The 12873-nt window shown below is 33.4% G+C and carries 17 protein-coding genes and 2 tRNA genes; 7 read left to right on the top strand and 12 right to left on the bottom strand.

Annotated elements, in window-relative coordinates; translation table 11 throughout:
* Positions 1-29: 29 nt before the first annotated feature.
* The 3 genes from K9M74_01375 to K9M74_01365 all read right to left on the bottom strand — a co-directional run bounded on the left by K9M74_01375 (position 30) and on the right by K9M74_01365 (position 1349).
* Positions 30-560, bottom strand: a complete 531-nt coding sequence (locus tag K9M74_01375; protein MCF7798532.1) for a dCMP deaminase family protein — start codon at positions 558-560, stop codon at positions 30-32.
* A complete protein-coding gene (locus K9M74_01370) occupies positions 535-1101 on the bottom strand; it encodes an AAA family ATPase (GenBank protein MCF7798531.1) in 567 nt (188 codons plus the stop codon). The genes K9M74_01375 and K9M74_01370 overlap by 26 nt, the downstream gene beginning before the upstream one ends.
* A gap of 120 nt (positions 1102-1221) precedes the next feature.
* Positions 1222-1349: transfer RNA gene (locus K9M74_01365), tRNA-Ser, on the bottom strand.
* A 123-nt stretch (positions 1350-1472) separates the two neighbouring features.
* On the opposite strand from K9M74_01365, the gene K9M74_01360 reads away from it, so the two are divergent.
* A complete protein-coding gene (locus K9M74_01360; GenBank protein ID MCF7798530.1) occupies positions 1473-2351 on the top strand; it encodes a Fic family protein in 879 nt (292 codons plus the stop codon).
* A 57-nt stretch (positions 2352-2408) separates the two neighbouring features.
* Here K9M74_01360 and K9M74_01355 read toward each other — a convergent pair whose 3' ends face one another.
* The 4 genes from K9M74_01355 to K9M74_01340 form a co-directional block, all read right to left on the bottom strand.
* Positions 2409-3254: a prohibitin family protein gene (locus K9M74_01355; GenBank protein MCF7798529.1), complete on the bottom strand. Its 846-nt coding sequence runs from the start codon at positions 3252-3254 to the stop codon at positions 2409-2411.
* A gap of 85 nt (positions 3255-3339) precedes the next feature.
* Entirely contained in the window at positions 3340-3849 is a 510-nt protein-coding gene (locus K9M74_01350) for a hypothetical protein (protein ID MCF7798528.1), read from the bottom strand.
* A gap of 21 nt (positions 3850-3870) precedes the next feature.
* Complete coding sequence (corA, locus tag K9M74_01345; GenBank protein ID MCF7798527.1) at positions 3871-4929, bottom strand: magnesium/cobalt transporter CorA; 1059 nt, start codon at positions 4927-4929, stop codon at positions 3871-3873.
* Positions 4926-5810 (bottom strand): mechanosensitive ion channel family protein, encoded by an 885-nt coding sequence (locus tag K9M74_01340; GenBank protein ID MCF7798526.1) that lies wholly within the window; start codon positions 5808-5810, stop codon positions 4926-4928. The genes corA and K9M74_01340 overlap by 4 nt, the downstream gene beginning before the upstream one ends.
* 95 nt (positions 5811-5905) lie before the next feature.
* Between K9M74_01340 and K9M74_01335 the strand changes: the two genes are divergently transcribed.
* Positions 5906-6223: a hypothetical protein gene (locus K9M74_01335; GenBank protein ID MCF7798525.1), complete on the top strand. Its 318-nt coding sequence runs from the start codon at positions 5906-5908 to the stop codon at positions 6221-6223.
* 35 nt (positions 6224-6258) lie between these two features.
* On the opposite strand, the gene K9M74_01330 is transcribed toward K9M74_01335, so the two are convergent.
* Together K9M74_01330 and K9M74_01325 are read right to left on the bottom strand one after the other, a co-directional pair.
* A complete protein-coding gene (locus tag K9M74_01330) occupies positions 6259-7101 on the bottom strand; it encodes a hypothetical protein (protein ID MCF7798524.1) in 843 nt (280 codons plus the stop codon).
* A 207-nt stretch (positions 7102-7308) separates the two neighbouring features.
* The gene (locus K9M74_01325) at positions 7309-8181 is read right to left on the bottom strand and encodes a hypothetical protein (GenBank protein ID MCF7798523.1); all 873 of its coding nucleotides are present in this window, start codon (positions 8179-8181) and stop codon (positions 7309-7311) included.
* A gap of 148 nt (positions 8182-8329) precedes the next feature.
* Between K9M74_01325 and K9M74_01320 the strand changes: the two genes are divergently transcribed.
* Genes K9M74_01320 through K9M74_01305 form a run of 4 tightly spaced genes read left to right on the top strand, consistent with a single transcriptional unit; the run spans position 8330 to position 11303 of the window.
* The gene (locus tag K9M74_01320) at positions 8330-8881 is read left to right on the top strand and encodes a phosphoribosyltransferase (protein ID MCF7798522.1); all 552 of its coding nucleotides are present in this window, start codon (positions 8330-8332) and stop codon (positions 8879-8881) included.
* Complete coding sequence (locus tag K9M74_01315) at positions 8859-9764, top strand: hypothetical protein (GenBank protein MCF7798521.1); 906 nt, start codon at positions 8859-8861, stop codon at positions 9762-9764. The genes K9M74_01320 and K9M74_01315 overlap by 23 nt, the downstream gene beginning before the upstream one ends.
* Entirely contained in the window at positions 9751-10686 is a 936-nt protein-coding gene (locus K9M74_01310; protein ID MCF7798520.1) for an ADP-ribosylglycohydrolase family protein, read from the top strand. Before K9M74_01315 ends, K9M74_01310 begins: the two co-directional genes overlap by 14 nt.
* The gene (locus K9M74_01305; protein MCF7798519.1) at positions 10683-11303 is read left to right on the top strand and encodes an HAD family hydrolase; all 621 of its coding nucleotides are present in this window, start codon (positions 10683-10685) and stop codon (positions 11301-11303) included. The genes K9M74_01310 and K9M74_01305 overlap by 4 nt, the downstream gene beginning before the upstream one ends.
* Positions 11304-11333: 30 nt before the next feature.
* Here the strand turns inward: K9M74_01305 and K9M74_01300 are convergent, their stop codons facing one another.
* The 3 genes from K9M74_01300 to K9M74_01290 form a co-directional block, all read right to left on the bottom strand.
* Positions 11334-11678, bottom strand: a complete 345-nt coding sequence (locus K9M74_01300; GenBank protein MCF7798518.1) for a hypothetical protein — start codon at positions 11676-11678, stop codon at positions 11334-11336.
* Between the two features lie 208 nt (positions 11679-11886).
* Positions 11887-11991, bottom strand: a tRNA-Thr gene (locus K9M74_01295).
* Between the two features lie 7 nt (positions 11992-11998).
* Entirely contained in the window at positions 11999-12145 is a 147-nt protein-coding gene (locus tag K9M74_01290) for a hypothetical protein (GenBank protein ID MCF7798517.1), read from the bottom strand.
* A gap of 110 nt (positions 12146-12255) precedes the next feature.
* Here K9M74_01290 and K9M74_01285 point away from each other — a divergent pair.
* A partial coding sequence (locus K9M74_01285) for a hypothetical protein (GenBank protein MCF7798516.1) occupies positions 12256-12873 on the top strand: 618 nt, incomplete at its 3' end.

Genomic DNA, 12873 nt, shown 5'->3' with positions numbered 1-12873 from the left:
TAGATAAACTAAAGCACTAAAAAAATTATTTAATTATTTATTTTTTCAAAATCGATAATAAGTTCTGATTCTGCTGGTTTAAGCTGTCGTAGGTTTACTCCGGCCATGTTAAGCATTTTCTTTGCCGCAATAAAAATATCTACATCTGCATATTTATCACTAATATAAACGACTTCTTTAATTCCTTTTTGGATAATAAGTTTCGCACATTCATTACAAGGAGTAAGTGCCACATAAAGGGTTGCTCCTTGCAAATCTCGTGTCGCATTAAGAATCGCGTTTGCTTCGGCGTGAACTACATAAGGATATTTTGTATTAAGTAGATCACCTTGTCGTGCCCACGGCAATGCATCATTATCAATTCCTATCGGCCAACCATTATAGCCCGTTCCAATAATATGATTTTGCTTATCAACAATACAAGCACCAACTTGTGAACTAGGATCTTTACTGCGCATTGCTGAAAGCATAGCAACACCCATAAAATAATCATCCCAGGAAATATAATCGTTTCGTTTAGAAACAAATTCTTGTTTAGTTTTCTTTTGTTCTGAGCTCATTAAGCACCGCCTCAACTTGGTTTTCTAATTCTTCAATGGTTCCATTGTTTTGAAAAACATAATCTGCCATGCTAATGCATGCCGATAAGTTTTGTTTTGTTGGATCTGTTGATTGCATTTCTAATTCTTCTTGCTCGGTGAATTTTTGAAAGTCAACATCGTCTGATTGGACATCATTTCTTTGTTGTACTCGCTCAAAGCGTATTTTTCTATCAGCATCTATTGCAAAGAAAATAAAGTCTGGTTGCTCGCGCAATTTTTCTACTTCACCGACTGCTCGAAGACTTTCAATGACTGAGTCGCCACCTAGTTTTTGCGCTCGAAGAAAGAGTTCTTCAGCAACCCAGCTTGGCGAGTGTTTTGCGCGCATGTCGTTTGCAACTGCAACCATATTGTCTCGATTAATAGAAAGTCCTCGCTTCGTTATCTCTTCGTTAATGAGTGCTCGCGCAGAAAAATGATGAAATCCTTTCTTCCCCACCAAATACTCAACAATGGTTCCTTTCCCCGCTCCAAGTGTTCCTGTTATACCTATTATCATAATATTCCCCTCAACCCTGCTTTCAAAAAACTCTTGATATATAAAAATTATTATGAAAAAGAGGCGCCAACGCGTTAAAATTAGAAATTCACTGGTTGTCCCTTTTTTGAGAAAAAAAAGCGCCAACGCCCGGATTCGAACCGGGAATCCCAAAGGGACCGGCTGTTTTGGTCGAAGACCTAAAGCTTCGAAAACATCAAGTTTTCGACTCTCAAGGCCGGCGCAATACCGGGTTATGCGACGTTGGCATAAATAGAATTACTCTGGAGAGTAAACCGGGCTTTTTAAAGACTGCGTTTTAGAAATCGTTAGCCCCACAAAAACAAATCTTTATATATAAGTGGGGGCTAATTAATATTTCAGTATAGAAAATGGTATATCTACGCACTAAAACGGTCAAAGGAGTTCCTTACTACTATCTTATACAGAGTGTTAGAAAGAATGGCAAGACCAAGAAGATAGAGAAATATATTGGTAGACAAGAGCCTAGTGAACACGAGCTTGAAACACTTAAGCTCGATTTTCTAGCTCACTTGCAAAGTAAAGAATGGATATGTATAGATAAAGAGACCTTTGAACTTATTGAGAAAATTAGAAGCTATAAGCCAGAACTTAAAGACGAGCAACTCATGGATTTCTGTATTAATTTCACCTATAACACAAACGCAATTGAGGGAAACAAGCTCACTCCTGAAGAAACTAAAGATTTATTCCACAAAGACGTTCCTTCAGAAAAGCCTTTCAAAGATCATATTGAAAGTTTCGCGCATTGGAGAGTATTCATGAATATGAGTACCGTTAAAAAACCATTAACAAAAGAACTTATCTTGCACTGGCACAAGGAATTATTTAAACAAGCTAAACCAAGTATCGCAGGTAAATTTCGTAAAGCTAATGTTCGCGTTGCAGGCTATAAAGCAGCTCACTATTTAGATGTTCCCTATCTTATTGACGAATTCATTGAATGGTTCAAAGAACATCGTAATAAAATGCATCCTGTTGAGCTTGCTGCAATGACACATCTTAAATTTGTAAAAATCCATCCTTTTCTTGATGGTAATGGACGGATTGCGCGATTGCTGCTTAATTATGTACTAAACAGAAGCAATTATCCTATGATGACTATTGAATATAAAAATAGAGAATCTTATTACACTGCACTTGATAAATTCGATGAAACTCAAGAAGAAGAAGTGTTTGTAAAGTATATTGTTGAGAGTTTCCTTCGTGAACACGCATCCGCTGAGTAAAGATAGAAATAAAATAGAATGCAGAATTCTTACAGAAAAAGAAAGAAAAAAAATAATTTATTCTACTATGGGCAATCCCATTCCAGAATTTCTTGTTGCTTCAAGTATAGGAAGGTTTGCTTCTGTTGGAACATAGATAACTTCACTATTTCCATCATTTAATCCTTGCACCCATAAATACTGAATGTATTGCGAAGAAATAGAACCCGAAATAATTCTGTTTGCTTCAGCAACTCCTTTTGCTCGAGCAACTTCAATTTCCGCATCTTTTGTTGCAGAAATAAGTTCAAATTCTTTTCGTTGTGATTCTTGTTCTTTCTCGAGTTTAAGCTCAATTGCTTGCGTTACTTTTTGAGGTAGTTTAATATCTCTTAAAAGCACATCTTCAATAAGTATACCTCTAACACTTAATTTTTCAACTAAATTAGTTTGCACTTGTAATGCTACTTCTTTACGTCCTTCTTGAGAGTAAATAGTTTTTGCTTCATAGCCTGAAACCGTATCTCGTATTTCATTTCGAATATAGGGAATAATTAATGTTTCTTTAAAATCTTTATTTACCGATTTTCGAAGTTCAGCAACCTCTGCATTTTGCAAGCGATAAAGAACACTCACGTCCAACGTAATAATCAACCCTTCGGAGGACGGAACCATAGACGTTTCTTTTATTTCTTGAGTTTTTACATCATAAATTTCAAGGGATTGAATAATAGGAATAATTAAAGTAAGTCCCGTATCTACTTCTTCATCTGCTATATGGCCGAGTGTTTTTTTCACACCTACTTGACCATCATCTACAACTTTTATACTTGCAAAAAGAATAATAATTACCACTATAACTACAATAATAGAAACTATTCTGCTTTTTGAAGGTTCACTCTTCAAATCATTCACATGTCTCATAAGAAAGGCATATATGCTCAGCTATAAAAACATTGGGATTATAAGAATGAATACTTATAAGTTAAAGAAAAATAAACCAAAAAAATTATTTGTTTTTCTTGTTTTTAGTTCCAAAATACTTAGCAACTAGACCTCCAACAACACCACAAGCAGCTCCAAGTAATCCACTCACAATCGGTGCTGAAATTAAACTGGTAAATGATAAGTATTTCATCATGTCAATTTGTGATGCGCTTAGCGTAACTCCTTTTGCTGCAGCTTGATTAACAATCACTTGACTCATTGCAGGCAAGGTGAATAACAAGATAAGGGAGACTACTGCACTGATAAACCCTATACTTACACCCGTTAATGCGCCAGACCACGTCGCGTGACCTAACGTTGCATCTTTTGCATCTTCATATAAAGTAAATCCTGCAAAGCCAAAGAGAAGTACTTGCACAATTATTCCTACTAAAGGGGTAAAAATTGACTGATACGTTGCAAAATCAACGAATGCTAGAATAGAACCTAATACAGTCCATCCCAACATAATAAAAAATGGTAGTTTAAAATAATCCCAATAATAGGAAACTGGTTTTTCAGCAAATAACATAGTTCATTAACCTCCAAAAAATTACATCCAAGCTTTTTTTCTAAAATATCTAATCATGGCAATAGCTACAATAACCATTACGCCCAAAGTCGCAAAATAACCATAATGCCAACCAAGTTCTGGCATGAAATTAAAATTCATTCCATAAAGTCCTGCAACAAATGTTAAAGGAATGAAAATAGTTGCAATTATTGTTAATACTTTCATGACTTCATTCATCTTGTTAGAAACGCCCGTCATATACATATCAACTAGACTACTTGACATTTCTCTAAAGTTTTCTGTAGTATCTATTACTTGTATGGTATGATCGTAAAGGTCTCGAATATACATAGCTGTCGATTTATCTATTAACTTAGATTCGCTTTTGTGAAATTGACTAACAACTTCTCGAAGCGGCCAAACTGCTCGTCGTATTTTTACAAGCTCACGCCGCAGATGATGTACTTTTTCAAAGACTGCTTGTGTAGGTTCTTTTAGAATTTCAGTTTCTAATTCTTCAATTCGTTGACCTAAGAGTTCTAAGACATAAAAATAATGATCAATTACTAAATCCATAATTGCGTAAGCTAAATAATCCGTTCCTCGAGAACGTATACGCCATTTTGTGCCTCGTATTCGCTCACGTATGGGATCAAAAATATCTTTTTCAGTTTCTTGAAAAGTAAGAACATAATCGTTTCCAAGAACCATACTTATTTGTTCAAACTCCAGTGTAGAATCATTATTGACATGGACGAGGTGAAAAACAAAGAAAATAGATTCTTCGTCAATTTCCATCTTTGGACGTTGATTTGTATTTACAATATCTTCTTGTACTAATGGATGAATATTAAATTGGTCACAAACTGAAGAAATTAATTCTGTATCATGTACACCAGTTACATTAACCCAGGCAACTAAATTTGGCTTAATAAAATTCTTAAGTTCTGCATGATTATCTATTATCTGTTCAGCGAAGTCATCTTTATTATAATCGAAGAGTTTTATTTTTATTTTCTCAGTTGTCTTTTTACCTGTATACTGAAGTGTTCCAGGAGCAAGACCTATCTTTTGTTGTGTTTTAGAAAATAATTTCATCGTCGCGACTTCCGTTTCGGTTTATCTTTTCGAACATAAACTGTTCGGTGAGGGAAAGGAATTTCTATTCCTTCTTTATCATAAAGTAATTTGATGTCTCGATAAATATCACATCCTAGTTCAAATGCATCAGATGCGTTCTTTGTCCATACCCACGCTTTAAGGTCGACTGATGAGTCGCCAAGACCAATAACTTTAACACTTACTTTTGGTTTTTTGTTCTTTTTATCGGCCGGAGTTCTATAATCAATACATAAAGGATGCTTCTGCGCTAGTTGTTGTAATAGCTTCATAGCTTTTTCTAAGTCAGAATTATAACTAATACCTACAACAATATGTTTGCATATTTTTTCATCAACAAGATTCCTATTTTCAATGACTTCCTCGCTGATGATGGTGTTTGGCACAACTATTCGTTTATTTTCAAAATTTTTAATAACGGTGTGTCGAAGTGTAATGTCTTCAACAATACCTAAGTTGGTTCCTACTTGAATAGTATCTCCTACGCGAAATGGTTTAAAAATTGCAATAAAAATACCACTCACAATATTTGCAAATGCTGCTTGTGATGCAAAGCCAATAACTACTGCAAAAATTCCAGCTCCAGCAAGAAGACTAATAGCAAGTTTTTGAAATGAAGGTATGGTATACACTGCAATGCCAAATCCTACAAGGTAAATAGCGCCACTGACGAAATGTCGCATGAAGGCAAAATGAGTTTTATCTACTTTGATATATTTTGCAGATTTATTCATATAACGTCTAAGCACTGCACTTACAATCTTAGCGACAATAAATGTACAAAGAATAATAAACAAAGCCAAAATAGGTCTAAAAAAAGCCAACCCCACTATTTGTTCATATGTCAGTCCAAAAATCATTAACCGTCCTCTCCAAACAAATTAGAGCAAACGAGGTTTATAAAGATTCCGTAGAAACAAGTTTATATAGTGAAATATAGTTTTGCAACATAAAGATGAAGAAAGGAATCAGGTCCGATCAAAACAACCGTAAAGTCTTAACATCTAAAAAACTATATGATACGGTGGCAACAGAATTGCCTACGGGCAGAATATTAGAGCTCTCTAAATCCTACGTTACATTACAAGTATTCAGCGACAAGGGCTTTATCAAAACAAAAACGGATTACAAATGTCCTTATTGCAATAACAAAGAAATAACAGAAGAACACACAAAAACGCAAGAGCAAGAAGAAAAAATAATCATCGATGTATTCTGTAAACAATGTAAGCAACTCCTCATCTCAGAAACCCTCACAAAGAATGAGTTATAAAAGCGAGTTATAATATCAACAGATGAAAGAATAAATTACTTTATTTGCTTATGTTTCTTGAAATGGATTTCTTTAGCATTTTTTGAAGTGACAACATTTTGCCCTAATCGTTTCTCAATTCTATCTTTTGCGACTTTAGCAGTTTCCCCGCCTTCTTTTGCAATAGATTTACTCTCATCAAATGTTGTTGGATCTTCTTTTTCAGAGATTTCTTTTGTTGTTACTTCTGCCAACATATTAAGAACAAGTTCTAGATTAGTCATATTATCTCGAAGATTTTCTTTTTTTAAATTTTTGAGCTGTTTGTATTCTTTAACTGTCTTTCCTGACCAAGCCTTAGTGATTTCATTTGTTAAAATAGCAAAATCTGATTGTTTATCAATTCCCACTCTAGACCATTCATCTGTTAATTCTTTACGAACCTCAATTGTCTTGAGTCGCTGATTAATCCACTCTTTAGAGTAACCTTTATTAAGATAAGTTTGCATTGCCCAGTTAATTGCTAATTCAGGATCCGCTGTTTCATTAATTCGTTCATTACCCACTTTTGCAAGCCATATTTTGAAAGGCTCGGCTTTTTTAGAAGGAATAGACTGAATAAGACGAAGTAATTGCTGCGTATTAGCAACATCAGTAAGTCTTTGTTTACCATCTGGAGCAAGTAATTTCAACCGGTGACAATTTGTCACCGTTTCATTTCCTTCTTCTCGAAGACGCTGAGAGAGCTTATTCCAGTATTTTCTTGCTGTTTGAAAATCATTATCTGTTAAAACTGCAACAACATCAACAATAGAGAAATACCACTCTTCTTCATCAGAATTCCATTCGGCGCGAATTTTATGTGATTCAAAGAGCTTAATAGCAGTTTTTTCATCCATAATAAATATTATTTATCAGAACTTTATATAGCTTATGAGAATTTGGCCAGTGAAAACAAAAAAACGCATATAGCACACAATTAAATAGAAACAAGCCCCCTCCGAAGAGAAAGCCCCCAAGCTAAGCCCCTTACAAGTTAAAAGCCCCTAATTCTAAAGGTTCTCTAAGAAGCGTATAAGGAAGAGTAGCTTATAAAGCTAGCACTATTATTTTGCTAGTTCAGTCTCATCAAATGTGTTCCAATGATCCTCATTTGTAAAGAACTCGTCAGGTAAATTAACCAACTTAATCTCCTTATTTGTAATACTATCAAAAATCTTAAAGATGCCTTTAGTCAAATTAAGTTTAACAACGTGGTGGTTAACACCTATTCCATCTCTATTCTCCTCAGCTTTTGGACAAATACAAGTCAAATTAACAATTCCATTTGGCTTGTAAACATAAGATTGATCTGGATGCATATGACCATGAAAAAATAACACTTCTTGCTTTGCTTGCTTTGCTAAGACATCAAGAACATCATAGATAAAAGTATAATAAGGTTTTTTTGCAAGCTTCATAGGTGGACAATGACTAAAAACAATTATTTTTTTTTCTTTATTAACTTCAGCCAAGAACTGAAGGTTGTATGGTTTTCTACTAAAAGGAATGAGTACTAACACCACATGATTTTTTTCAATAATCTCAAGTTCTCGAATAAAATGAAATTTTTCATTCATTTGCTCATCTAAAAACGTTTTACATTCTGGAAAAAATTCGAGCATGGCTAAATCTGAATTTCCTTGAATAATACTAATAAGTTTACCAGATGCGACAATATTATTTATTTGCGCAATCCAAGAAGAAATATTCAGTTGTTTAAACCATGCAACAATCTCAGGAGATACAACATCGCCTTTCGAAAAATGTCTCCAAGCTAAACGATAGTTACTCATGTTGTTTCCTTCAAAGATAGTGTGGTCAGTAGCCGCACCAATATCACCAAGAGAGAGAATATTATCATACTTTAGAAGAATTCTTTGAAGACTCTCTACATTATGCGTGTCGCCCACAATATGCAAATAGTCTTCATCCATCATTAACTATTTAATATAGGGTGAAATATAAAAAACCATACTACAATCTATAGAAATAATTTTAAACATTTATAAATAAATCCTTGTTTTAACCACTATATAATGCTAACAAAAAGTAAGATTTATAACCACGCACTCATTCTTAACAAGCATGGAATCAGTAAATAAAGTTCACCTTTACATGCTTGAAAGAAGAAATGGCGACACAAAGAAGTTCAAAATCATTCATCCTTTTGATGGACGTGTGGACCCACTTCAACCACAATTTTTACAAGATGTAGGTAGACAACTTGCAACTAAACTGAATACAACTAAGATTGATTATATTGTTGGTTTTGCAGAAGGAGGATTACTTCCAGCATACGGCGTATCTCAAGCAACCAATATACCAATGATAGGCTCATATCGTGTACGATTAAAACATGAAAATGAAATCACATTTATTGAACCTCATTCTGAGAGAGCAAATCACTACATATATGGTTTGAAAAAAAACGACAACATCATTATCGTGGAAGATGAAATAACAACAGGATCAACTCTTGTTAATGCAATAACTGAATTTGAAAGACTGGGTGTTAATGTTATTGATATTGGAACATATATAGTGGCATCAACAAAAGAAAGTGCTAAGAATATCAATACACTAGCAAAAAAAGGATACAGTATAAAATATTTATATGATGAAAATGATTTCAACTGAATTATTTAATGAAGCATTTTACAATCCTCAAATTCAGAAATTCTCAGCAACTATTGAGAATAAAAAAGATTTTTTTCAACAAAGAATTAATGAGGATATAATAGATATAAATATATTACAATATTTTGATGCTGAAACAAAAAATTATATTTCCGGATCTAGAGTCTTTCACCTAGTAACTAAAGAAGGCGAGTATAAAGCTAGATTATGTGCAAATAAAGTGGAAGCAAAGAAACTTGCAAACAGAAATATAGAAGTTGAAAAAACATTAGATAATAAAGCAAAACTTCTCAAGCTAGAAGACAATGTAGTATTATTTGAATTTCTGCAAGGAAAGAATTTAACAGCTAGTGATGCAACAAAACACCTCGAAGAAATAGCACAACTCCAAATAATGCTCAACAAACAGAAATATGGCTCGCTAACTTCAGTTCTAGAAAAAAATGTAACTCAACTCATTAAAGAGTCAATAAGTACTGTAGAGCAAATAGATAAAAGAATATATCAAAAACTACTGGCAACAGTAAACACCTTTCCTCAACTTATTCCTGTTTTAGATCATCAAGATTTTGGAATCCATAATTTAATTTCAGATGAAGATAAAATTTACTTAATCGATGAAGAAGCATTTGGTATTCTTCCTTTAGGCTATGCAATTGTTCGCGCTACTATGGAGCGTCCTGCGTATGGACTGGGACATATCAATTCATTTGAAGAATATATAAAATATCATCCACAAGAAACACAAAAATACGTGAAAGAAAATAAAAAGTTCTTTTTTGCACTTCACACCCTGCGTAATTGTAAACGCAGATTTGATGTGGGAAATAGTGTTGGAGTAAAAAAACTATTAAAGGAGTTTGACCAATATGACATTTGTTAATAAAATAATATCTAGTTTTGAGCATCTAGCAACAGGAGACGCTCTAGGAAAAATATGTTCAAAATATACGACTGATGAAGTTATAGAAATATATGGTCATAAAATAACTGGACTTAAACAACCAGTTCGACGAACAAGTATACAAACATGGAATTATGGTGCAATAACAGATGACACTATATTAACAAAACTAGTAATGGATTCATTAATTAAAAATAAAGAGTTCGATAGAAAAGATTTTGCTGCAGATCTTATGATATGCGATCCAAAAGGTGGCACTCAAATTAAAAAATTCAAATCAAGCAATAATCTAGAATATGTGGCGCTTGATGGAGAAACAAACGGAGGAGCTATACGTACTCTTGGTTTAGCAGTTATTCATGATAATGCAAATAAATTAACAAAAGATGTAATTAAACTGACAACACTCACGCATGGCACTCTCGAATCAATTTCTGCAACATTACTTACTGCATATGCACAACAAGCAGCCTTACGAGACATTGCAAACATAAATGAATACATGTTAGATACGCTGCAAACATATTTTCCTGAAGGTAAACATACTAAGGTAATAGATAATTTTCATCTCGCCACGAAAATATTCAGCGAGCATAACTCTGCAGATATGTTAGACGAAATGATTGGGTTTACAAAATATGCTTGGACTTCGGTTCCTTGCGCAATAGCTACAGGTATTTTAGCAAATAATACCTATGATGAATTTATTAATATCATTCACAGAAATCAACCAAATAGAGATTTAGATACTATGGCATCAATAGCAGGTAGCATTATGGGTGCAAGAAAAACTAATGAAAAAGTAAAAAAAATATCTACTGAGATTGGACTAGCTAACAATATTGATTTCATCTATTATGGAAAAGAATTAAAAAAACTTAGAGATAAGTATGCAAAATGAAATTAGTAGTATTTGATTTATGGCAGACATTACTAGACATGCCATCAAATTGGAATGGATTCACATTTCTTAAACATCGTTACGATATTGATAAAGAATTTTGGAGAAATAAAGTTAAACCACTATACCTTTGTCAAGAACTCAAGTCATCTGAAGAATTTATCACTCAATTTCTTCAAACAACAAAGATTTCAGCTGATAAAGAAAAACTTTCTCAAGAACAAATAGAAATAATTACTAAAGAACATCAAGAATCAAAACTCTTTCCAGATGCAATTAAAGCAATTAAACTTGTTAAAGAAAAAGGATATATGTCTGGAATATTATCTAACCAGACAAGCTTATATCATGAAATATATGAAAAAACATTACTTCCTGAATATATTGATTTGGGAGTTTTCTCGCATCAAATAGGTTATAAAAAACCCGATGTACATAGTTACAAATACATAAGCAAACTATCAGGCATTCCATTTACAGATATTATTATGATTGGTGATGGAAAAGTAAATGACTATCTTGCGCCAAAATTAATAGGTATAAATGCTCATCAAATAAATAGAACAGATGATAATTCCCTTTACGATTTAGTGAAAACCATTCTAAATAATGAATAAAACAACAGTAATAAAAATACTGCAACTCAATCAAGTAAACAAATCAACAGGTGCTTTTATTACTCCGGTTAAACCAAGTATGATTATGAGAAGAGTATACAAAAACGCAATAATAATATCTCTACGAAACTCTTTTCTACCTGAAGGAGAGTTTAATATTTTCTTAAAGCCACGGTGCATTAAATAAAATCCCAAGATATTTGTTAGTAAATAACCCACTACAAAAGAAGGAATAAAGAGTTTTTTACTTATTAGCGAAAAAGGTAATGAAAAGACATAAGCTAAAGGTATATTAACAAATAAATCATTCCACCAAGATAAAGGAGATAATGCAAAACCAACTATAACTACAAAGCCATGCCAACCATGTTTCATGAGTTTCTTAAAACTATATTTACCCTGAATTTTTTCCCGCATAAAAAAGACTTTGAAGAAATGAAAATTTAAATCTTTCGAACATAATGAATCGTTCTTTTTAAACAAATAATACATCAGCTGGATTCAATAGATAGAATAAACAAAACAGTAAACCCGCCCACGACATAAAGTAACCAGAAAACCTGACCACTGTATATCAGATAAAAGCCCCCTCCGAGAGTTGAACTCGGGACCTTCCGCTTTCTTGAAAAACAGAATTCTTCTGTTTTTGGTTACGAGGCGGATGCACTAGCCACTATGCTAAGGAGGCAGAATAATTATAATTGGGCTTTAAGATCGCTGTGTTCTTTTTGACAAGCATTGCAAACGTGTTTTTTCTTACCATTTACTGTGATAATTGTTCCTACTAGTTTTCCTAGGAAGGTTGTTTGTACTTTTTGCCCGCAAATATCGCATTTTGCCATTGTTAGGTTGCAGAAACACGCCTTTTATTTATAAAGGTTGCCGAGAAAAAAAACAAAATACTACTTATCGATGAAAACATTTATATACCCCTTTCTAATTAGATATTCCCATGAAGAAAACAAGATTATTCATCAATTATCTTACATTTATTGTGTTGTTTTTAAGTTTACTTATTCAATCCAGTGGACTTGTTCAAGCTGGTAAATTCGCCTTGCTTATTTTAAATGCCTATTTCTTGTACAGGGCAACTACTGTTCCAGGTAAGCAAAAGACAATGCATAAGTTCAATTATTTATTTATTGCAGCTACAATTATTTTTGTTGTGTATGCAACAACGTATCGCGCTGCATTGTATCCTAATCTTATTTTAGAATTTGTTATTGGTTCGCTTATTGGTTTGATGTTAAGTATTTGGTATGTTCAGCCAAAAAAAGGTCGTGTTGAAAAACAACTTCGACTTGACAACCATCAAGAACCACCTGTTGTTCGTGTTGAGCGAAAGCCTGTTGTTGTAAATAAGACAGTGACAAAGAAAGCAACACCAAAAAAAGCTGTTAAAAAGAAAACAACAAAAAAAGCAACTAAAAAGGCAACAAAAAAAGCTACCACTAAGCCTCGCACTAACAAAAAGACCGCTAAAAAAACAACAAAGAAAACAGCAACAAAAACAGCTAAAAAGGCAACAAAAAAAGCTACCACTAAGCCTCGCACTAACAAAAAGACCGCT

It is taken from the genome of Candidatus Woesearchaeota archaeon, from assembly GCA_021734105.1.
GTDB lineage: Archaea > Nanobdellota > Nanobdellia > Woesearchaeales > SKGA01 > SKGA01.
The sequence above is the reverse complement of the archived record's forward strand: the minus strand, read 5'-3'. Positions and strand labels throughout refer to the sequence as shown.